This is a genomic window from Streptomyces sp. URMC 126, from assembly GCF_051386555.1.
Lineage (GTDB): Bacteria > Actinomycetota > Actinomycetes > Streptomycetales > Streptomycetaceae > Streptomyces.
In genome coordinates this window covers 1-21,644 of the sequence record NZ_JBPQTX010000103.1, presented here as the reverse complement: position 1 = coordinate 21,644, position 21,644 = coordinate 1, and the positions used below count along the sequence as shown (strand labels likewise).

General features: G+C 72.8%; 19 protein-coding genes. 18 read left to right on the top strand and 1 reads right to left on the bottom strand.

Annotated features, from left to right (window positions below):
• The 4 genes from ACSNOK_RS15130 to nusB form a co-directional block, all read left to right on the top strand.
• Positions 1–580: AAA family ATPase (locus ACSNOK_RS15130; protein ID WP_436781177.1), on the top strand; the 580-nt coding region annotated here is incomplete at its 5' end.
• A gap of 73 nt (positions 581–653) precedes the next feature.
• The gene (locus ACSNOK_RS15125; protein ID WP_436781176.1) at positions 654–1,760 is read left to right on the top strand and encodes an aminopeptidase P family protein; all 1,107 of its coding nucleotides are present in this window, start codon (positions 654–656) and stop codon (positions 1,758–1,760) included.
• A gap of 48 nt (positions 1,761–1,808) precedes the next feature.
• Positions 1,809–2,375, top strand: a complete 567-nt coding sequence (gene efp, locus ACSNOK_RS15120; RefSeq protein ID WP_436781175.1) for an elongation factor P — start codon at positions 1,809–1,811, stop codon at positions 2,373–2,375.
• 2 nt (positions 2,376–2,377) lie between these two features.
• A complete protein-coding gene (gene nusB / locus ACSNOK_RS15115) occupies positions 2,378–2,806 on the top strand; it encodes a transcription antitermination factor NusB (protein WP_185946187.1) in 429 nt (142 codons plus the stop codon).
• 113 nt (positions 2,807–2,919) lie between these two features.
• Here nusB and bldD read toward each other — a convergent pair whose 3' ends face one another.
• Positions 2,920–3,420 (bottom strand): transcriptional regulator BldD, encoded by a 501-nt coding sequence (gene bldD, locus ACSNOK_RS15110; RefSeq protein ID WP_004948690.1) that lies wholly within the window; start codon positions 3,418–3,420, stop codon positions 2,920–2,922.
• Between the two features lie 222 nt (positions 3,421–3,642).
• Here bldD and pyrR point away from each other — a divergent pair, with 222 nt between their 5' ends.
• From pyrR to ACSNOK_RS15040, 14 genes are all read left to right on the top strand, one after another.
• A complete protein-coding gene (gene pyrR / locus ACSNOK_RS15105) occupies positions 3,643–4,224 on the top strand; it encodes a bifunctional pyr operon transcriptional regulator/uracil phosphoribosyltransferase PyrR (protein ID WP_436781174.1) in 582 nt (193 codons plus the stop codon).
• A gap of 88 nt (positions 4,225–4,312) precedes the next feature.
• Positions 4,313–5,329 carry an aspartate carbamoyltransferase catalytic subunit gene (locus ACSNOK_RS15100; protein ID WP_436781173.1) on the top strand — a complete coding sequence of 339 codons (1,017 nt, stop codon included), beginning with the start codon at positions 4,313–4,315 and terminating at the stop codon, positions 5,327–5,329.
• The gene (locus ACSNOK_RS15095) at positions 5,329–6,621 is read left to right on the top strand and encodes a dihydroorotase (protein WP_436781172.1); all 1,293 of its coding nucleotides are present in this window, start codon (positions 5,329–5,331) and stop codon (positions 6,619–6,621) included. Before ACSNOK_RS15100 ends, ACSNOK_RS15095 begins: the two co-directional genes overlap by 1 nt.
• 1 nt (position 6,622) lies before the next feature.
• Positions 6,623–7,195 (top strand): hypothetical protein, encoded by a 573-nt coding sequence (locus ACSNOK_RS15090; RefSeq protein ID WP_436781171.1) that lies wholly within the window; start codon positions 6,623–6,625, stop codon positions 7,193–7,195.
• Positions 7,192–8,349: a glutamine-hydrolyzing carbamoyl-phosphate synthase small subunit gene (carA, locus tag ACSNOK_RS15085; RefSeq protein WP_436781170.1), complete on the top strand. Its 1,158-nt coding sequence runs from the start codon at positions 7,192–7,194 to the stop codon at positions 8,347–8,349. Before ACSNOK_RS15090 ends, carA begins: the two co-directional genes overlap by 4 nt.
• Positions 8,342–11,653 carry a carbamoyl-phosphate synthase large subunit gene (gene carB / locus ACSNOK_RS15080; RefSeq protein WP_436781169.1) on the top strand — a complete coding sequence of 1,104 codons (3,312 nt, stop codon included), beginning with the start codon at positions 8,342–8,344 and terminating at the stop codon, positions 11,651–11,653. The genes carA and carB overlap by 8 nt, the downstream gene beginning before the upstream one ends.
• 79 nt (positions 11,654–11,732) lie before the next feature.
• The gene (locus tag ACSNOK_RS15075; RefSeq protein ID WP_436781168.1) at positions 11,733–12,848 is read left to right on the top strand and encodes a quinone-dependent dihydroorotate dehydrogenase; all 1,116 of its coding nucleotides are present in this window, start codon (positions 11,733–11,735) and stop codon (positions 12,846–12,848) included.
• Positions 12,845–13,696 carry an orotidine-5'-phosphate decarboxylase gene (gene pyrF / locus ACSNOK_RS15070; RefSeq protein ID WP_436781167.1) on the top strand — a complete coding sequence of 284 codons (852 nt, stop codon included), beginning with the start codon at positions 12,845–12,847 and terminating at the stop codon, positions 13,694–13,696. The genes ACSNOK_RS15075 and pyrF overlap by 4 nt, the downstream gene beginning before the upstream one ends.
• A gap of 237 nt (positions 13,697–13,933) precedes the next feature.
• Positions 13,934–14,257, top strand: a complete 324-nt coding sequence (locus ACSNOK_RS15065; RefSeq protein ID WP_223771230.1) for an integration host factor, actinobacterial type — start codon at positions 13,934–13,936, stop codon at positions 14,255–14,257.
• Between the two features lie 38 nt (positions 14,258–14,295).
• On the top strand, positions 14,296–14,886 hold the full coding sequence (gene gmk / locus ACSNOK_RS15060; RefSeq protein ID WP_051072658.1) for a guanylate kinase: 591 nt from the start codon (positions 14,296–14,298) through the stop codon (positions 14,884–14,886).
• 69 nt (positions 14,887–14,955) lie between these two features.
• Positions 14,956–15,228, top strand: a complete 273-nt coding sequence (gene rpoZ / locus ACSNOK_RS15055) for a DNA-directed RNA polymerase subunit omega (protein WP_004948662.1) — start codon at positions 14,956–14,958, stop codon at positions 15,226–15,228.
• A gap of 135 nt (positions 15,229–15,363) precedes the next feature.
• Entirely contained in the window at positions 15,364–16,566 is a 1,203-nt protein-coding gene (gene coaBC / locus ACSNOK_RS15050) for a bifunctional phosphopantothenoylcysteine decarboxylase/phosphopantothenate--cysteine ligase CoaBC (RefSeq protein WP_436781166.1), read from the top strand.
• A 216-nt stretch (positions 16,567–16,782) separates the two neighbouring features.
• Positions 16,783–18,006, top strand: a complete 1,224-nt coding sequence (gene metK, locus ACSNOK_RS15045) for a methionine adenosyltransferase (RefSeq protein WP_436781165.1) — start codon at positions 16,783–16,785, stop codon at positions 18,004–18,006.
• A gap of 444 nt (positions 18,007–18,450) precedes the next feature.
• On the top strand, positions 18,451–20,580 hold the full coding sequence (locus tag ACSNOK_RS15040) for a primosomal protein N' (protein ID WP_436781164.1): 2,130 nt from the start codon (positions 18,451–18,453) through the stop codon (positions 20,578–20,580).
• Positions 20,581–21,644: the final 1,064 nt, after the last annotated feature.

The window sequence follows — 21,644 nt, the reverse complement described above, 5'->3', positions numbered from 1 at the left end:
CCCGATGCCCCTGGACCCCACCACCGCCCCCGTCGCGGTGCTGCTGATCGGTCCGGCCGGGGCGGGGAAGACGACCGCGGCCCGGCACTGGGCCGACACCCGCCGGGTGCCGACGGCGCACATCAGCCTGGACGACGTCCGCGAATGGGTGCGGGCCGGTTTCGCCGACCCGCAGTCGGGCTGGAACGACCGGTCCGAGGCCCAGTACCGGCTGGCCCGCCGCACCTGCGGCTTCGCCGCCCGGAACTTCCTCGCCAACGGCATCTCCTGCATCCTCGACGACGCGGTCTTCCCCGACCGGCCCGCCGTCGGCCTGGGCGGCTGGAAGCGGCACATCGGCCCCGGCCTGCTGCCCGTCGTCCTGCTGCCGGGACTGGACGTGGTCCTGGAGCGCAACGCCGAGCGGCGCGGCAACCGGCGGCTGGACGACGAGCAGGTGGCGCACATCCACGGCCGGATGGCCGGCTGGTACGGCTCGGGCCTGCCGATCATCGACAACTCGCAGCAGGACGTCGCCACCACCGCCCGGCTCATCGACGAGGCCGTCGCCCGCTCCCTCGCCACCCCGCCCGCCTGGTAGGCGGGCGGTCCGGGGCACCCCGGTCGGACGCGCCGGAGCGGCCGGGCCCGGCCGCCGAACGTACGCTCGCAGCATGTCCGACGTGTACGCGGCGCGCCGTTCCCGGCTGCTGGAGCGGTGCCTGGCGAGCGGGAGCGAGGCCGCGCTGGTCACCGGCGGGGCCAACGTCCGCTATCTGGCGGGGCACGCGCCGGCCGGGGCGGCCCTGCTGGTCGGCCCCGTCCACGACGTGCTGCTCTGCGCCTCCGACCCCTTCGACACCGCGTCGGCCGGCCGCCCCGCCGGCGACCTGCGCGTCTTCGTCCTGCCGAGCCCGGAGGGGGACCCCGCCGCGGCGGGCGCGGAACGGGCCGCCGCGGCCGGGGCCGGCTCGCTGGCCGTGGAGGAGCATCACCTGACCGTACGGCGCCACCGCGCCCTGGGGGCCGTCGCGCCGGGGCTGCGGCTGGACGACCTGGGGCCGGCCGTGGAGCAGCAGCGGCTGGTGAAGGACGAGGAGGAGATCTCCTGCCTGCGGATCGCCGCGGAGATCGCCGACCAGGCGCTGGGGGAGCTGCTGGAGTCCATCCTGGTCGGCCGGACCGAGCGGCACCTCGCCCTGGAGCTGGAGCGCCGCCTGGTGGACCACGGCGCGTCCGGCCCCGCCTTTCCCACCTCGGTGGGGACCGGCCCGGACTCCGGGCTGGCCGGTCACGTACCCTCGGACCGGCGGGTGGAGGAGGGCGACTTCCTCTCCGTCTGCCTGGGCGCCGACTACCGCGGCTACCACAGCGAGATCGCCCGTACCTTCGTCATCGGCACCTCTCCGGCGGACTGGCAGATCGAGCTCTACGAGCAGGTCTTCGCGGCCCAGCGGGCCGGGCGGGAGGCGTTGCTGCCGGGGACGCCGTACCGGGACGTGGACCGCGCGGCGCGGCGCGTCCTGGAGGCCGCGGGCCACGGCGAGCGGGTCGGACCGCGGATCGGGCACGGGGTCGGACTCGAAAACGGCGAGGACCCTCGGCTCACCCCTGCGGCCATGGGTAAACTGGACGCTTGCGTGCCGGTCACCGTAGATCCGGGGGTTCACCTCCCGGGGCGGGGCGGCGTCCGGATCGATGACACGCTCGTCGTCCGCCCCGAGGCGGACGGCGGTCCCGAGCTACTCACCATCACGACCAAGGAGCTGCTCGCGCTGTAGCGCGTGCCTCTTCGGGGTCGCAGCTTCAGTCCAGGAGATTCCGCAACCGTGGCTTCCACGAACGACCTCAAGAACGGCATGGTGCTCAAGCTCGAAGGCGGCCAGCTCTGGTCCGTCGTCGAGTTCCAGCACGTCAAGCCCGGCAAGGGCCCCGCCTTCGTCCGCACGAAGCTCAAGAACGTGCTCTCCGGCAAGGTGGTGGACAAGACCTTCAACGCCGGTGTGAAGGTCGAGACGGCCAACGTCGACAAGCGCGGTATGCAGTTCTCGTACATGGACGGCGACTACTTCGTCTTCATGGACATGGACACGTACGACCAGCTGCACATCGACCGCAAGACCGTCGGTGACGCCGCCAACTTCCTGATCGAGGGCTTCGAGGCCGTCGTCGCGCAGAACGAGGGCCAGGTCCTCTACGTCGAGCTGCCGGCCGCCGTCGAGCTCACCATCGAGCACACGGACCCGGGCGTCCAGGGCGACCGCTCCACCGGTGGCACCAAGCCCGCCAAGCTGGAGACCGGCTACGAGATCCAGGTCCCGCTCTTCATCACCACGGGTGAGAAGATCAAGGTCGACACGCGCACCGGCGATTACCTCGGCCGGGTGAACAGCTAACCGTGGCCGCCCGCAGCAACTCCCGGAAGCGCGCCTTCCAGATCCTCTTCGAGGCCGACCAGCGAGAGGCGTCCGTGCTGGACGTCCTCGCCGACTGGATCCGGCACTCGCGCTCGGACGACCGGCAGCCGCCGGTCAACGAGTACACGATGCAGCTGGTCGAGGGCTACGCCGAGCACGTCGCCCGGATCGACGAGCTGATCGAGACCTACGCGGTCGACTGGGACCTGGACCGGATGCCGGCCGCCGACCGGAACATCGTCCGGCTCGGGGCCTACGAGCTCATCTGGGAGGACGGGACCCCGGACGCCGTGGCGATCGACGAGGCGGTGCAGCTCGCCAAGGAGTTCTCCACCGACGAGTCGCCGGCCTTCATCAACGGCCTGCTCGGCCGGTTCAAGGAGCTCAAGCCGGGCATCCGCCGGGCCTGACGCGCCGCGACCGACACAAACCGCCAGGGGGCGGGGAACCGGAAAGGTTCCCCGCCCCCTGGCGGTTCTGCGTTCAGGCCGTATGCGTTCGGGCCGGAATCGGGCCGAAAAGGCTACGCGTCCTCGTGCTGCACGGCGCGGCGCGCGTCCGCGTCGAGCACGCCCCAGCTGATCAGCTGCTCGGTGAGCACCGAGGGCGACTGGTCATAGATCACGGCGAGGGTGCGCAGGTCGTCCTGGCGGATCGACAGCACCTTGCCGTTGTAGTCGCCGCGCTGGCTCTGGATGGTCGCCGCGTAACGCTGGAGCGGGCCCGCCTTCTCGGCCGGGACGTGGGCGAGGCGCTCCAGGTCCAGGACCAGCTTCGGCGGGGGCTCGGCCGCGCCCCCCGGCGTGGTGCCGGGCAGCAGCTCCTGCACGGGCACGCCGTAGAAGTCGGCCAGCTCGGCAAGGCGCTGCACGGTCACGGCACGGTCGCCGCGCTCGTACGAGCCCACCACCACGGCCTTCCAGCGGCCCTGGGACTTCTCCTCGACACCATGGAGAGAGAGACCCTGCTGGGTGCGGATGGCGCGGAGCTTGGCCCCGAGCTGTTTGGCGTATTCGCTGGACATAAAGCTCCCCGGACGCGGTATCAATGTGCGGCTCTGCCGCGTGGCTGGTAACTCACTGTGAGGTTACGCAGCGTAATCTGCCTTCGTCAAGCCGAATGGTCCACGGCTTCCGCCGTCAGGGGCGGCGGCCGGAGCACCTCCGGACAGCTGCTACTGTGGACCACGCAATTCCGACGTCCTTTAATGTCCGTCCCGTGAGGCGGAGAAGGAGGTCCGTTTCTTATGGACACCACCGCATCCGCGGCGGGTCCCGCGCGTCCCGTGCTCGAAGCACCGGACATCGCCCGGGTCCTCACCCGCATCGCCCACGAGATCGTCGAACGCGCCAAGGGCGCCGACGATGTCGTCCTGCTCGGCATCCCCACCCGAGGGGTCTACCTCGCCCACCGCCTCGCCGCGAAGCTGGCCGAGATCACCGGCACCTCCATGCCCGTGGGCTCCCTCGACATCACGATGTACCGCGACGACCTGCGGCTCCGCCCGGCCCGGGCGCTGGCCCGCACGGAGATCCCCGGCGACGGCATCGACGGCCGTCTCGTGGTCCTCGTCGACGACGTGCTCTTCTCCGGCCGCACCATCCGCGCCGCCCTCGACGCCCTGAACGACATCGGGCGCCCCCGCGCGGTCCAGCTCGCCGTCCTGGTCGACCGCGGCCACCGCGAGCTGCCGATCCGCGCCGACTACGTCGGCAAGAACCTCCCCACCTCGCTGCGGGAGACGGTCAAGGTCCAGCTCACCGAGGAGGACGGGCGCGACAGCGTGCTCCTCGGCGTGAGCGCCACCGCTCCGGCCGAGGGCCGCTAGCAGCCTCCCCGCACGGGTCCGTACCCCGGACCCGCGACGCCGCACGCCCGGCCGTCCTCACGCACACCCTCAACCACGGAGCATCCGGATGCTGCACCTCTCCGGGGGGAGCCCCCGTACCCGCGGCCACCTCGTCTCGGCCGCCGACCTCAGCCGCGACGACGCCGTCCTGATCCTCGACACCGCCGAGGAGATGGCCCGCGTCGCGGACCGGCCGATCAAGAAGCTGCCGACCCTGCGCGGCCGGACCGTCGTCAACCTCTTCTTCGAGGACTCGACGCGGACCCGCATCTCCTTCGAGGCCGCCGCCAAGCGGCTCTCCGCCGACGTCATCAACTTCTCCGCCAAGGGCTCCTCGGTCTCCAAGGGCGAGTCGCTCAAGGACACCGCGCTCACCCTGGAGGCGATGGGCGCCGACGCCGTCGTCATCCGCCACCACGACTCCGGCGCCCCGCACCGGCTGGCCACCTCCGGCTGGATCAACGGCTCGGTCGTCAACGCCGGCGACGGCACGCACGAGCACCCCACCCAGGCCCTGCTGGACGCCTTCACCCTGCGCCGCCGCCTGGTCGGCCCCGACGCCGGGCTCGGCAAGGACCTGGACGGCCGCCGGATCACGATCGTCGGCGACATCCTGCACAGCCGCGTCGCCCGGTCCAACGTCCACCTGCTGAACACCCTCGGCGCCCAGGTCACCCTGGTCGCCCCGCCCACTCTGGTGCCCATCGGCGTCGAGCACTGGCCCTGCGAGGTCTCCTACGACCTGGACGCGGTGCTGCCCAAGTCCGACGCCGTGATGATGCTGCGCGTCCAGCGCGAGCGGATGAACGCCGCGTTCTTCCCCACCGAGCGCGAGTACGCGCGCCGCTACGGCCTCGACGGCCAGCGGATGGCGCGGATGCCCGAGGACGCGATCGTCATGCACCCCGGCCCGATGAACCGCGGCATGGAGATCACCGCCGAGGTCGCCGACTCCCGCCGCTGCACGGCCGTCGAACAGGTCACCAACGGCGTCTCCATCCGGATGGCCGTCCTCTACCTGCTGCTCGGCGGCTCCGAGTCCGCCGTCACCACCACGAACACCCGCACCGAGGAGAACAAGTAATGCCCCAGATCCTTATCCGCGGTGCCAAGGTGCTCGGCGGCCCCGCCCAGGACGTCCTGATCGACGGCGAGACCATCGCCCGGGTCGGCAACGGCATCGAGGCCGACGGCGCGACCGTCATCGAGGCGGACGGCAAGGTCCTGCTGCCCGGCCTGGTCGACCTCCACACCCACCTCCGCGAGCCCGGCCGCGAGGACTCCGAGACCGTCCTCACCGGCACCCGCGCCGCGGCCACCGGCGGCTACACCGCCGTCCACGCCATGGCCAACACCTTCCCGGTCGCCGACACCGCCGGCGTCGTCGAGCAGGTCTGGCGGCTCGGCAAGGAGTCCGGCTACTGCGACGTGCAGCCCGTCGGCGCCGTCACCGTCGGCCTGGAGGGCAAGAAGCTCGCCGAGCTCGGCGCCATGCACGACTCCGCCGCCGGCGTCCGGGTCTTCTCCGACGACGGCAAGTGCGTGGACGACGCCGTGATCATGCGGCGCGCCCTGGAGTACGTGAAGGCGTTCGACGGCGTGATCGCCCAGCACGCCCAGGAGCCGCGGCTCACCGAGGGCGCCCAGATGAACGAGGGCGTCGTCTCCGCCGAGCTGGGCCTGGGTGGCTGGCCGGCCGTCGCCGAGGAGTCGATCATCGCCCGCGACGTGCTGCTCGCCGCGCACGTCGGCTCCCGGCTGCACGTCTGCCACCTCTCCACGGCCGGCTCGGTGGAGATCGTCCGCTGGGCCAAGTCCAAGGGCTGGAACGTCACCGCCGAGGTCACCCCGCACCACCTGCTCCTCACCGACGAGCTCGTCCGCTCGTACAACCCCGTCTACAAGGTGAACCCGCCGCTGCGCACCGAGGCCGACGTGATGGCCCTGCGCGAGGCGCTCGCGGACGGGACGATCGACTGCGTGGCCACCGACCACGCCCCGCACCCGCACGAGGACAAGGACTGCGAGTGGGGCGCCGCGGCCATGGGCATGGTGGGCCTGGAGACCGCCCTCTCGGTCGTCCAGCACACCATGGTCGAGACCGGCCTGCTGGACTGGGCGGGCGTCGCCGACCGGATGTCCTTCACCCCGGCCCGTATCGGCCGCCTCGCCGGACACGGCCGTCCGGTGGCCGCCGGTGAGCCCGCCAACCTCACCCTGGTCGATTCCGCTTACCGTGGTGTCGTGGACCCCGCGGGCTTCGCCTCCCGCAGCCGCAACACCCCTTACGAGGGCCGCGAGCTGCCGGGGCGCGTCACCCACACCTTCCTGCGGGGCCGGGCGACGGTCGCCGACGGGAAGCTGACGGGAATCTGACGTGACACCTTTGATCACCAACCTCGCGGACGAGCAGAAGTCGCAGGCCGTCACCGACTGGGCGGCGCGCGCCGGCTGGGTCGTGGGTCTGCTGCTCTTCATCGCGCTCCTGTACTGGCTGATGCGCGAGGGCTGGAAGTGGCGCGGCACGCTCCAGGGCGACCTGCCCCCGCTGCCCGCCGTCCCGGAGGAGCCGGGCCCGGCCCGGCTCACCCTCACCGGCCGCTACCACGGCTCGACCACCGCCGGGCAGTGGCTGGACCGCATCGTCGCCGGGGGCCTCGGCACCCGCAGCCGCGCCGAGCTCTCCCTCACGGACGAGGGCGTGAGCGTGCTGCGCCCCGGCGCCACCGACTTCCTGATCCCCGCCGACGCCGTGCGGGGCGCCCGCCTCGACAAGGGCATCGCCGGCAAGGTCCTCACCGAGGGCGGCCTGCTGGTGATCACCTGGCAGCACGGCGACCGGCTGATCGACTCCGGCTTCCGGGCCGATCACGTGGCGGAGCACCCGGCCTGGGTCGAGGAGCTCACCACTTCGCAGAACCTGAACAGCACGACGGAAGGCGCACGATGACGACCTCGCACCCGGGGAACCCCTCGCAGAGGAAAGGGGCGCTTCCCGCCGTACTCGTCCTGGAGGACGGCCGCGTCTTCCGCGGCCGGGCCTACGGGGCCGTCGGGACGACCTTCGGCGAGGCGGTGTTCTCCACCGGCATGACCGGCTACCAGGAGACCCTCACCGACCCCTCGTACCACCGCCAGGTGGTCGTGATGACCGCCCCGCACGTCGGCAACACCGGCGTCAACGACGAGGACCCCGAGTCGTCCCGCATCTGGGTGGCCGGCTACGTGGTCCGCGACCCCGCCCGCACCCCGTCGAACTGGCGCTCGCGCCGCTCCCTCGACGAGGAGCTGGAGCGCCAGGGCGTCGTCGGCATCAGCGGGATCGACACCCGCGCCCTCACCCGCCACCTGCGCGAGCGCGGTGCCATGCGGGTCGGCATCTTCTCCGGCGCGGCCCTGCCGGGCGAGGAGGCCATGCTGGAGCAGGTGCGGCAGGCCCCCGAGATGGCGGGCGCGGACCTCTCCGCCGAGGTCGCCACCAAGGAGACCTACGTCGTCCCGGCCGTCGGCGCGAAGAAGTACACCGTCGCCGCGATCGACCTGGGCATCAAGGGCATGACCCCGCACCGGATGGCCGAGCGCGGCATAGAGGTCCACGTCCTGCCCGCCACGGCGACCGTCGAGGACGTCTACGCCGTGAACCCGGACGGCGTGTTCTTCTCCAACGGCCCGGGCGACCCGTCCACCGCCGACCACCCGGTCGCGGTGATGCGGGCGGTGCTGGAGCGCAAGACCCCGCTCTTCGGTATCTGCTTCGGCAACCAGATCCTCGGCCGCGCGCTGGGCTTCGGCACCTACAAGCTGAAGTACGGCCACCGCGGCATCAACCAGCCGGTGCAGGACCGGACGACCGGCAAGGTCGAGGTCACCGCGCACAACCACGGCTTCGCCGTCGACGCCCCGCTCGACGGGCCCGCCGACACCCCCTACGGCCGCGTCGAGGTCTCCCACGTCTGCCTCAACGACGACGTGGTCGAGGGGCTCCGGCTGCTCGACCGGCCGGCATTCAGCGTCCAGTACCACCCCGAAGCAGCGGCGGGACCGCACGACGCCGCGTACCTGTTCGACCGCTTCGTCTCGCTCATGGAGGGCCAGCGTGCCTAAGCGCACCGATATCCAGTCCGTCCTGGTCATCGGCTCCGGCCCGATCGTCATCGGCCAGGCCGCGGAGTTCGACTACTCCGGCACCCAGGCCTGCCGCGTCCTCAAGTCCGAGGGCCTGCGGGTCATCCTGGTCAACTCCAACCCGGCCACGATCATGACCGACCCGGAGATCGCCGACGCCACGTACGTCGAGCCGATCACCCCCGAGTTCGTCGAGCGGATCATCGCCAAGGAGCGCCCCGACGCCCTGCTGCCCACCCTGGGCGGCCAGACCGCGCTCAACACCGCGATCTCGCTGCACGAGGCGGGCACGCTGGAGAAGTACGACGTCGAGCTGATCGGCGCCAATGTGGAGGCGATCCACAAGGGCGAGGACCGCGAGCAGTTCAAGGCCGTCGTCGAGGCCGTCCGCGCCCGGATCGGGCACGGCGAGTCCGCCCGCTCGGTCATCTGCCACACGATGGACGAGGTGCTGGCCGGCGTCGAGACGCTCGGCGGCTACCCGGTCGTCGTCCGCCCCTCCTTCACCATGGGCGGCGCCGGCTCCGGCTTCGCCCACGACGAGGAGGAGCTGCGCCGCATCGCGGGCCAGGGCCTCGCGCTCTCCCCGACCACCGAGGTGCTCCTGGAGGAGTCCATCCTCGGCTGGAAGGAGTACGAGCTGGAGCTGATGCGCGACAAGAACGACAACGTCGTGGTCGTCTGCTCCATCGAGAACTTCGACCCGATGGGCGTGCACACCGGCGACTCGATCACCGTCGCCCCGGCGATGACCCTCACCGACCGCGAGTACCAGGTGCTGCGCGACATCGGCATCGAGGTCATCCGCGAGGTCGGCGTGGACACCGGCGGCTGCAACATCCAGTTCGCGGTCAACCCCGAGGACGGCCGGGTCATCGTCATCGAGATGAACCCGCGCGTCTCCCGCTCCTCCGCGCTGGCCTCCAAGGCCACCGGCTTCCCGATCGCGAAGATCGCGGCCCGGCTCGCCGTCGGCTACACGCTGGACGAGATCCCCAACGACATCACCGAGCAGACCCCGGCCTCCTTCGAGCCGACGCTCGACTACGTCGTGGTCAAGGCCCCGCGCTTCGCCTTCGAGAAGTTCCCGGCCGCCGACGCCACCCTCACCACCACCATGAAGTCGGTGGGCGAGGCCATGGCCATCGGCCGGAACTTCACCGAGGCGCTGCAGAAGGCGCTGCGCTCGCTGGAGAAGAAGGGCTCGCAGTTCGACTTCGTCTCCGAGCCCGGCGACAAGACCGAGCTGCTGGCGAAGGCCGCCGTCCCGACGGACGGGCGGATCAACACCGTCATGGCCGCCATCCGGGCCGGCGCCACGCAGGCCGAGGTCTTCGCTGCCACTCGGATCGACCCCTGGTTCGTGGACCAGCTCTTCCTGCTCCACGAGGTCGCCCAGGAGCTGGCCGCGGCCGAGACGCTGGAGCCGGAGCTGCTGGCCGAGGCCAAGCGGCATGGCTTCTCGGACGCCCAGATCGCCGCGATCCGCGGGGTCGGGGAGAAGGTCGTCCGCGAGGTCCGGCACGCGCTGGGCGTCCGCCCGGTGTACAAGACGGTGGACACCTGCGCCGCCGAGTTCGCCGCCAAGACCCCGTACTTCTACTCCTCGTACGACGAGGAGAGCGAGGTCGCGCCGCGCGAGAAGCCCGCGGTGATCATCCTGGGCTCCGGCCCGAACCGCATCGGCCAGGGCATCGAGTTCGACTACTCCTGCGTCCACGCCTCCTTCGCGCTCAGCGAGGCGGGCTACGAGACGGTGATGGTCAACTGCAACCCGGAGACGGTCTCCACCGACTACGACACCTCCGACCGGCTCTACTTCGAGCCGCTCACCCTGGAGGACGTGCTGGAGATCGTGCACGCCGAGCAGCAGGCGGGCCCGGTCGCCGGCGTCGTCGTCCAGCTCGGCGGGCAGACGCCGCTGGGCCTGGCGCAGGCGCTCAAGGACAACGGCGTGCCGATCGTCGGCACCTCGCCCGAGGCCATCGACCTGGCCGAGGAGCGCGGCGCCTTCGGCCGCGTCCTCACCGAAGCCGGGCTGCCGGCGCCCAAGTACGGCACGGCCTTCTCCTTCGAGGAGGCGAAGTCCATCGCCGCCGAGATCGGCTACCCGGTGATGGTCCGGCCGTCCTACGTGCTCGGCGGGCGCGGCATGGAGATCGTCTACGACGAGCCCTCGCTGGCCGGCTACCTGGAGCGGCACGCGGGCCTGATCTCCGAGCACCCGGTGCTGATCGACCGCTTCCTGGACGACGCCATAGAGATCGACGTGGACGCGCTCTACGACGGCCACGAGCTCTACCTCGGCGGCGTCATGGAGCACATCGAGGAGGCCGGCATCCACTCCGGCGACTCGGCGTGCGCGCTGCCCCCGATCACCCTGGGCGGCCACGACATCAAGCGGCTGCGCACCTCGACGGAGGCGATCGCCAAGGGCGTGGGCGTCCGCGGTCTGATCAACATCCAGTTCGCGCTGGCCGGGGACATCCTCTACGTCCTGGAGGCCAACCCGCGCGCCTCCCGGACCGTCCCCTTCACCTCGAAGGCGACCGCGGTGCCGCTGGCCAAGGCCGCCGCGCGGATCTCGCTGGGCGCCACCATCGCCGAGCTGCGCGCCGAGGGGATGCTCCCGGCGGAGGGCGACGGCGGCACGCTGCCGCTGGACGCGCCGATCTCCGTCAAGGAGGCCGTGATGCCGTGGACGCGGTTCCGCGACCCCTCCGGCCGCGGCGTGGACACCGTCCTCGGCCCGGAGATGCGCTCCACCGGCGAGGTCATGGGCATCGACGACGTCTTCGGCACGGCGTACGCCAAGTCGCAGGCCGGTGCCTACGGCGCGCTGCCGACCGGGGGACGGGCCTTCGTGTCGGTCGCCAACCGGGACAAGCGCTCCATGATCTTCCCGGCCCGGGAGCTGGTCGCCCGCGGCTTCGAGCTGCTGGCCACCTCCGGCACCGCCGAGGTGCTGCGGCGGAACGGCATCAAGGCGACCGTCGTCCGCAAGCTCAGCGAGGGCGAGGGCCCGAACGGCGAGAAGACGATCGTCCAGCTGATCCACGACGGCAAGGTCGATCTGATCGTCAACACCCCGTACGGCACCGGCGGGCGCCTCGACGGCTACGAGATCCGTACCGCCGCCGTCTCCCGCGGGGTGCCCTGCCTGACCACGGTCCAGGCGCTGGCCGCCGCCGTCCAGGGCATCGAGGCGCTCTCCCGCGGTGACGTGGGCGTCCGCTCGCTCCAGGAGCACGCGAGCCGGCTGACCGCCGCCCGCGAGGCGTAGGACGCGGAGGGGGACACCGGGAGGTGTCCCCCTCTTCATAAGCCCTCACTTCCCTTCTTCGCTGCCCAGAAGGCCCGAAATGTACCGATTCTTCTTCCGGCTGGTCTTCCGCCGCATGGACCCCGAGCAGGCCCACCACCTGGCCTTCGCCTGGATCCGCGCGGCCGCCCGGATCCCCGTCCTGCGCACCTTCGTCGCCGCCGTCCTCGCCCCCCGCCACAAGGAACTGCGCACCGAGGCCCTGGGCCTGCGGATGCACGGCCCCTTCGGCCTCGCCGCCGGCTTCGACAAGAACGCCGCGGCCGTCGACGGCATGGCCATGCTCGGCTTCGACCACGTCGAGATCGGCACCGTCACCGCCCAGCCGCAGCCCGGCAACCCCAAGAAGCGGCTGTTCCGCCTGGTCGCCGACCGCGCCCTGATCAACCGCATGGGCTTCAACAACGACGGCTCCGCCGCCGTCGCCGAGCGCCTGGCCGCCCGCCGGGAGGTCTTCCGGACCACCGTCGGCGTCAACATCGGCAAGACGAAGATCGTCCCCGAGGCCGAGGCCGTCGCCGACTACGTCACCTCCACCGAGCGGCTGGCCGCCCACGCCGACTACCTCGTCGTCAACGTCTCCTCGCCCAACACCCCCGGGCTCCGGAACCTCCAGGCCACCGAGGCGCTCCGCCCGCTGCTCAGCGCCGTCCGCGAGGCCGCCGACCGCACCGTCACCGACCGGCGCGTCCCGCTGCTGGTGAAGATCGCCCCCGACCTCGCCGACGAGGACGTGGACGCCGTCGCCGACCTCGCCGTCGAGCTCGGCCTGGACGGCATCATCGCCACCAACACCACCATCGCCCGCGAGGGCCTCGGGCTGCGCACCCCGCAGCGCACGGTCGAGGCCATCGGCGCGGGCGGCCTGTCGGGCGCCCCCCTCAAGGAGCGCTCACTGGAGGTCCTGCGCCGGCTCTACGCCCGCGTCGGCGACCGGATCACCCTCGTGGGCGTGGGCGGCGTCGAGACCGCCGACGACGTCTGGGAGCGCATCCTGGCCGGCGCCACCCTGGTCCAGGGCTACAGCGCCTTCATCTACGAGGGCCCCTTCTGGTGCCGCGCCATCCACCGCGGCCTCGCCGAGAAGCTGGCCGCCAGCCCGTACGCCACCCTCGCCGACGCGATCGGCGCCGAGCACCGGAAGGTGACCGCGTGACTCCCGAGCCCTTCGGCGCCCGACTGCGCCGCGCCATGGACGAGCGCGGCCCGCTCTGCGTCGGCATCGACCCGCACGCCGCCCTGCTCTCCGCCTGGGGCCTCGGCGACGACGTCGCGGGCCTGGAGCGGTTCGCCCGCACCACCGTGGAGGCGCTGGCCGACCGGGTGGCCGTCCTCAAGCCCCAGTCCGCCTTCTTCGAGCGCTTCGGCTCGCGCGGCATCGCCGTCCTGGAGCGGGCCGTCGCCGACGCCCGCGCCGCCGGCGCCCTGGTGCTGATGGACGCCAAGCGTGGCGACATCGGCTCCACCATGGCCGCCTACGCCGAGACCTACCTCGACCCCGCCGCGCCGCTCTTCTCCGACGCGGTGACCGTCAGCCCGTACCTCGGCTACGAGGCGCTGCGCCCGGCCCTGGACCTGGCCCGCGCCACCGGCACCGGCGTCTTCGTCCTCGCCCTCACCTCCAACCCGGAGGGCGCCGAGGTGCAGCACGCCCTCCGCGCGGACGGGCGGAGCGTCGCCACGACGATGCTGGACCACCTCCGCGCCGAGAACGCCGGCGCCGCCCCCATGGGCTCCTTCGGCGCCGTCGTCGGGGCCACGCTCACCGGCGGGCTCGCGGCGGCCGGCGGGGATCCGGCCATCAACGGCCCGCTGCTCGCCCCCGGCATCGGCGCCCAGGGCGCCACCGCGGCCGACCTGCCGAAGGTCTTCGGCGCGGCGGTCCGGGACGTCGTCCCCAACGTGAGCCGGGGCGTCCTCCGGCACGGGCCCGACGTCGCGGCCCTGCGGGAGAGCGCGGCGCGGTTCGCCGACGAGGTGCGGGAGGCGGTCGCCGCCGGCTGATCCGGACCGGCGACCGGCGCGCTGTCGGGAAAACCACGGCCGCTATGTCCGAAAAAGTCCTGGTCGAGCGAGGCTGACCAGGACTTTTCCGCTGTTCTCGCTGACTGGAGCGGGATCGGCCGCTAGTCTCCGACAAGAGCGAACGTGCAAGCGCGTTGCTCGTTGCTCCCCAGGTGTGGGCCGACTAGGTTCTCACCGGTCCTTATCCGACAGTTCGACATCCGAGGTGACGTAGGCGTGGCTCTTCCGCCCCTTACCCCTGAACAGCGCGCAGCCGCGCTCGAAAAGGCCGCCGCGGCTCGCCGGGAGCGCGCCGAGGTCAAGAATCGGCTCAAGCACTCCGGCGCCTCGCTGCACGAGGTCATCAAGCAAGGCCAGGAGAACGACGTCATCGGCAAGATGAAGGTCAGCGCTCTCCTGGAAAGCCTGCCGGGCGTGGGCAAGGTCCGCGCCAAGCAGATCATGGAGCGGCTCGGGATCTCCGAGAGCCGCCGTGTCCGCGGGCTCGGTACGAACCAGATCGCGGCTCTTGAGCGGGAGTTCGGCAGCACCGCGGCCTGACGTTACCGGGCACTCCCGGGAACCGGGATAATCGCTGCATGAGTACTGCAGTCTCCCGGGGGACGACCCCCGTCCCCCCGGCCAGACGTCCGCGGCTGACCGTGCTCTCCGGCCCCTCCGGGGTCGGCAAGAGCACGGTCGTCGCCCACATGCGCAAGGCCCACCCCGAGGTGTGGCTCTCGGTCTCCTGCACCACCCGCAAGCCGCGCCCCGGCGAGCGGGAGGGTGTCCAGTACTTCTTCGTCGACGACACCGAGTTCGACAAGCTCGTCGCCAACGGAGAGCTGCTGGAGTGGGCCGAGTTCGCCGGCAACCGGTACGGCACGCCGCGCCAGGCGGTCCTCGACCGCCTGGAGGCCGGCGAGCCGGTGCTGCTGGAGATCGATCTCCAGGGCGCCCGGCAGGTCCGCGCCTCCATGGAGGACGCCCAGCTGGTCTTCCTCGCGCCGCCGAGCTGGGACGAGCTGGTCCGCCGGCTCACCGGCCGGGGGACGGAGTCGCCCGAGGTCATCGAGCGGCGGCTGGCCGCGGCCCGTACGGAGCTGGCGGCGGAGTCGGAGTTCGACACCACCCTGGTCAACACCTCCGTCGAGGACGTCGCGCGGGAGCTGCTAGCCTTGCTCCGATGAGCAGGGGTACACCCCGTACGCCCGGTTTGCGCATCACGACTTTCTTCACCCCCCTTCGGAAGGCAGAGAGTGTCCTCTTCCATCACCGCGCCCGAGGGCATCATCAACCCGCCGATTGATGAGCTGCTCGAAGCGACCGACTCGAAGTACAGCCTCGTGATCTACGCCGCCAAGCGCGCGCGCCAGATCAACGCGTACTACTCGCAGCTCGGCGAGGGCCTGCTGGAGTACGTCGGCCCCCTGGTGGACACCCACGTCCACGAGAAGCCGCTCTCCATCGCGCTCCGCGAGATCAACGCGGGTCTGCTCACCTCCGAGGCCATCGAGGCCCCGGCGCAGTAAGCGACTCCGCGGGCGTAGTAAGCGACGCCGCGCGGCACGCGACGAGATACGTTCACCGAGGGCCCGGCAGCACCACTGCCGGGCCCTTGGTGTGTCATGGAAGCCTGCACAACGAGAGCCGGGGAGAGGCGAGCGATGGACAAGCCCAAGGTCGTGCTGGGGGTCAGCGGCGGGATCGCCGCCTACAAGGCGTGCGAGCTGCTGCGCCGGCTCACCGAGTCGGGCCACGACGTACGCGTCGTCCCGACGGCCTCCGCGCTGCACTTCGTCGGCGAGGCCACCTGGTCCGCGCTGTCCGGGCACCCGGCGGGCACCGAGGTGTGGGAGAGCGTCCACGAGGTGCCGCACGTGCGGATCGGCCAGCAGGCCGACCTCGTCGTGGTCGCCCCGGCCACCGCCGACATGCTGGCCAAGGCCGCCCACGGGCTCGCCGACGACCTGCTGACCAACACCCTCCTCACGGCCCGCTGCCCGGTGGTCTTCGCGCCCGCCATGCACACCGAGATGTGGGAGAACCCGGCCACCCAGGAGAACGTCGCCACCCTCCGCCGCCGGGGCGCCGTCGTCATCGAGCCCGCCGTCGGCCGGCTGACCGGCGTGGACACCGGCAAGGGCCGCTTCCCCGACCCGGCCGAGATCTTCGAGACCTGCCGGCGCGTGCTGGCCCGGGGCGCCGGAGAGCGCGACCTGGCCGGCCGGCACGTGGTGATCAGCGCCGGCGGCACCCGGGAGCCCCTGGACCCGGTGCGCTACCTGGGGAACCGTTCCTCCGGCCGGCAGGGCTACGCCCTGGCCCGTACCGCCGTGGCGCGCGGGGCCCGGGTGACGCTGGTGGCGGCCAACAGCGAGCTGCCCGACCCGGCCGGCGCTGACGTGGTGCGGGTGGGTACGGCGGTGCAGCTGCGGGAGGCGGTGCTGAAGGCCGCGGCCGACGCGGACGCCGTGGTGATGGCCGCCGCCGTCGCCGACTTCCGGCCCGCCCACTACGCACCCGGCAAGATCAAGAAGCGGGACGGCGAGGAGCCGGCCCCCGTCGAGCTGGTCCGCAACCCCGACGTCCTCGCCGAACTGTCGGCGGACCGGGCCCGTCCCGGGCAGGTCGTCGTGGGCTTCGCGGCCGAGACGGACGACGTCCTGGCCAACGGCCGCGCCAAGCTCGCCCGCAAGGGCTGCGACCTCCTCGTGGTGAACGAGGTGGGGGAGGGGCGGACCTTCGGCTCCGCCGAGAACGAGGCCGTGGTGCTGGCCGCCGACGGTGGCGAGACCCCCGTCCCGCACGGCCCCAAGGAGGATCTGGCCGACATCGTCTGGGATCTGGTCGTGGGCCGCCTGGCGTGACCGCGAGGGGCGGGGGAGGCGGTCTGGTGGGATCAATCCGGATGTGTATACGGCGAACAAAGTGACGAGTGTCACTGAGTGGGCAGGTAGTGATGCTGGACAGGAGGTCCCCAGGGAGCGAAGGCCGGATAAACTGACACCGGCCCGTGCCGAGCGCAGCTCTCGTCCGGAGCCGTCAATGATCAGCCAGCAGCCGCTGCAACCCCAGGGAGCGATGTGTCCCGCCGCCTGTTCACCTCGGAATCAGTGACCGAGGGTCACCCCGACAAGATCGCTGACCAGATCAGCGACACCATTCTCGACGCCCTCCTCAAGGAGGACCCGACCTCCCGGGTCGCCGTCGAGACCCTGATCACCACCGGTCTGGTGCACGTCGCCGGAGAGGTGACCACGAAGGCGTACGCGCCGATCGCCACGCTGGTCCGCAACAAGATCCTGGAGATCGGCTACGACTCGTCCAAGAAGGGCTTCGACGGCGCGTCCTGCGGCGTCTCGGTCTCGATCGGATCGCAGTCCCCGGACATCGCCCAGGGTGTCGACGCCGCGTACGAGGCGCGGGTCGAAGGTGCCGCCGCAGGTGACGATGTCGACGAGCTCGACAAGCAGGGCGCGGGCGACCAGGGCCTGATGTTCGGCTACGCCTGCGACGAGACGCCCGAGCTCATGCCCCTCCCGATCAACCTGGCGCACCGCCTGTCGCGCCGCCTGACGGAGGTCCGCAAGAACGGGACCATCCCGTACCTGCGCCCCGACGGCAAGACCCAGGTCACCATCGAGTACGACGGCAACAAGGCGGTCCGGCTGGACACCGTCGTCGTCTCCTCGCAGCACGCGTCCGACATCGACCTGGACTCGCTGCTCGCCCCCGACATCCGCGAGTACGTCGTGGAGCACGTCCTCAAGGAGCTCGTCGAGGACGGCATCAAGCTGGAGACCGAGGGCTACCGGCTGCTGGTGAACCCCACCGGCCGTTTCGAGATCGGCGGCCCGATGGGCGACGCCGGCCTCACCGGCCGCAAGATCATCATCGACACCTACGGCGGCATGGCCCGCCACGGTGGCGGCGCCTTCTCCGGCAAGGACCCGTCCAAGGTCGACCGCTCGGCCGCGTACGCGATGCGCTGGGTCGCGAAGAACGTCGTCGCCGCCGGGCTGGCCGCGCGGTGCGAGGTGCAGGTCGCCTACGCGATCGGCAAGGCCGAGCCGGTCGGTCTGTTCGTCGAGACCTTCGGCACGGCCACGGTCGACACGGAGAAGATCGAGCACGCCATCTCCGAGGTCTTCGACCTGCGTCCGGCCGCGATCATCCGCGACCTGGACCTGCTGCGGCCGATCTACGCGCAGACGGCGGCGTACGGGCACTTCGGCCGTGAGCACGAGGACTTCACGTGGGAGCGGACGGACCGGGTGGACGCTCTGCGGGCGGCCGCGGGGCTCTGACCTTGTGACGCACGGCCCCGGGGCGGTTATTCGCTTCCGGGGCCGTCGTCGTACGCGGTACGGTCGTGGCCGCGCGGGCGCTCGGTGCGCAGGTGGCGGATCCTTCTGGGACGACGGTCCCTCGCGGGTTCGAATCCCGCCGTCCATTCCCTTCGGGGTGGACGTGGCCGAGTCTGGTCCATGGCGCAGCATGCCGCCGCCGATGGGATCTCGGGCGCCCGCGCGTTTTCCGTGCCCCGGCCCCGCCCTTTCGCCGTTTCCTGGGGGCCAGGCCCCCAGACCCCCTGAAACCGCGCTGCGCGCGGTTGTCCTCAAGCGCCGGACGGGCTGAAGTGTGCGCCCGGGCGCGTTATCCAGCCTGTCCGGCGTTTGCGGAAACGGCGAAAGGGCGGGACCGGGGCACACCCACCCCCACTGTCCGACCCCTCTGCTAAGACTGAAGCTGTGAGCAGCGAGAACGACCGACCCGAAGCAGAGCAACTCGCGCTCATCCGCGAGACCGTCCGCAAAGCGAAGAAGCCCCGGGCGAAGCCGCGGACGTGGCGGGGCGCCGCGCTGGCGAAGGAACTGCCGGTCGCGAAGGTGTTGGTCGACAAGGGGCCGGTGCACCTCGACAAGTTGTGGGACTACGCCGTCCCCGCCGAGCTCGACGCGGACGCCCGCCCCGGCGCCCGCGTACGGGTGCGCTTCGGCGCGGGCACGCGCAACGTGCGGGACGGACGCCGCGAGGGCGGCGGCCTGCTCGACGGGTTCATCGTGGAGCGGGTGCCGGAGTCCGACTACCAGGGCCCGCTGGCGGCCATCGCCCAGGTGCTGTCGCCGGAACCGGTGCTCGGGCCGCGGCTGTTCGCGCTCTGCCGGTCCGTCGCCGACCGGTACGCGGGCTCGCTCGCCGACGTCCTCCAGCTGGCCGTGCCGCCCCGGCACGCCCGGATCGAGGCCGAGCCGTCCGGACCCCTGCTGCCCCCGCCCGCCGCGCCGGACCCCGGCGGCTGGGCCCGCTACCCCACCGGCCCGGGCTACCTGGAGGCCGTGGCGCGCGGTGAGAGCCCGCGCGCGGTCTGGACGGCGCTTCCCGGGCCGCACTGGGCCGACGAGCTCGCCCGGGCCGCCGCCGCCGCGCTCGCCTCGCGGCGCGGCGCGCTGGTCGTCGTGCCCGACGGCCGGGCCGCCGCCCGGGTCGACGCCGCCCTCACCGCGCTGCTCGGGCCCGGCCGGCACGTCCTGCTGACCGCCGACACCGGCCCCGAGGAGCGCTACCGGCGCTGGCTCGCGGTCAACCGGGGCGCCATACGGGCCGTCGTCGGCACCCGCGCCGCCATGTTCGCGCCCGTCCACGACCTGGGCTTCGTTGCGATCTGGGACGACGCCGACACCAGCCACGCCGAGCAGCACGCGCCGCAGCCGCACGCCCGCGAGGTACTGCTGCTGCGGGCGGCCCAGGAGAAGGCCGCGTTCCTGCTCGGCGCCTTCGGGTGCAGCGTCGAGGCGGCACAGCTGGTCCGTACCGGCTGGGCGCTGCCGCTGGCCGCCGACCGGGCCCGCGTCCGGGCCGCCGCACCGCTCGTCCGTACGGTCGGCGACGGCGACCTCGCCCGGGACGAGGCCGCTCGTGCCGCCCGGCTCCCCTCGCTGGCCTGGCAGGTGGCCCGGGAGGGGCTGCGGCACGGCCCGGTGCTCGTCCAAGTGCCCCGCCGGGGGTACGTGCCCCGGCTCGCCTGCGAGCGGTGCCGCGAGCCCGCGCGGTGCGGGCGCTGCGCCGGCCCCCTGGAGGCGCGCGGCGCCGACGGCGCGCTGCACTGTGCCTGGTGCGGCGTGGAGGCGGCGAACTGGCACTGCTCCGAGTGCGCCGGATCCCGGCTGCGCGCCCAGATCGTGGGCGCGCGCCGGACCGCCGAGGAGCTCGGCCGGGCGTTCCCCGCCGTCCCGGTCCGCACCTCGGGCCGCGACCACGTGCTGGATTCCGTCCCCGGCACGCCCGCCCTGGTCGTCGCCACGCCCGGCGCCGAACCCGCCGCCGAGGGCGGTTACGCCGCGGCGCTGCTGCTCGACGGCTGGGCGCTGCTCGGGCTGCCCGACCTCCGGGCCGGGGAGGAGGCGCTGCGCCGCTGGCTGGCCGCGTCCGCGCTGGTACGGGGGCAGGAGGCGGGCGGCACGGTCGTCGTCGTGGCCGAGCCGACGCAGCGGCCCGTGCAGGCGCTGGTCCGCTGGGACCCGGCGGGCCACGCCGTACGAGAGCTCGCCGAACGGGCGGAGCTGGGCTTCCCGCCGGTCTCCCGCATGGCCGCCGTCAGCGGGCCGCCGGAGGCCGTCGCGGAGTTCCTGGCGGCGGCGGAGCTGCCGGAGGGGGCGGATGTGCTCGGGCCCGTGCCCGTACCGCCGGTGGCCGCGGGACGGCCGCGCCGCCCCGGCGACCCGCCGCCGGGCGAGCACTGGGAGCGGGCCCTGGTCCGCGTCCGCCCCGGCCAGGGCGCCGCCCTGGCCGCCGCGCTCAGGACCGCCCAGGCGGTCCGCTTGGCGCGCCGGGACGGCGAGCCGGTGCGCTTGCGGATGGACCCGCCGGACATCGGGTGAGGGGGCCGGGGGCCGGCGGAGGGCGCTCACGGCCCGTGTCTGTTTCGGCCGGGGCGTCGCGTCGGCCGCTGCGCTCAAGACCGCCCAGGCGGTCCGGTTGGCGCGTCGGGACGGTGAGCCGGTGCGGGTTGCGGATCGGTCCGCCGGATGTCGGGCGAGGGCGCCAGGGGTCGGCGGTGGGGGTGTGCTCAGGGCCCGCGTCTGTTCTGGCTGGGGCGCCGCGCCGACGGGCTCGTTGCGAATGGCTCAGGCGGTGCGGCCGGTGTGTCGGTGAGGGGACCGGTTGGCGGTGGGGGTGCGCTCACGGCCCGCGTCCGTCCCGGCCGGGACGCCGTGCCGGTGGCCGTGTTGCGATCGGCCCAGGCTGGCCGGTTGGCGCATCGGGCCGGGGAGCCGGTGCGGGGTTGCGGATCGGTCCGCCGGATGTCTGGCGAGGCCGCCGGGGGCCGGCGGTGGGGTGCGCTCACGATCCGCGTCCGCCGTCGGCCGGGGCACCGTGTCGATGGTCGCGTTGTCGACGGTTCACGCGGTGCGGCCCGCATGTCGGGGCGGGGAGCCGCTTCGGCTGCGGATGGTTCCGCCGGCCATCGGGTGGGAGGGCCAAGGCGGCGGTGGGGGTGCGCTCACGGCCCGCGTCCGTTGCGGCCGGGGCGTCGTGGCGGACGCGGCGCTCAGGACCGCTCAGGCGGTCCGGCTCGCGCGGTGGGGTGGGGAGTCGGTGCGGTTGCGGATCGGTCCGCCGGATGTCGGGCGAGGGGGCGGCGGTGGGGGTGCGTTCGCGATTCGCATCCGTTTCGGCTGGGGCGTCGCGCCGGTCACCGTGGTCAGGACCGCTCAGGCCGTCCGGCTCGCGCGGCGGGGCGGGAGCCGGTGTGGCTGCGGGTGGATCCGCCGGGCCGGCGGGTCAGGGGCCAGCCCGGCTGGGTGGCATGGCGGCAGGCGGTACCAGGGGGAGTCCGGAGGGCGGCCGGGGCGGTGTCGCCTCGGCGTCGAGTGGTCGGGGCGCCGGGGCGGCCGGGGCCCGGGCTTCGTCCTGGCCGCCCGGGGGGGGCGGGGCGAGCGCC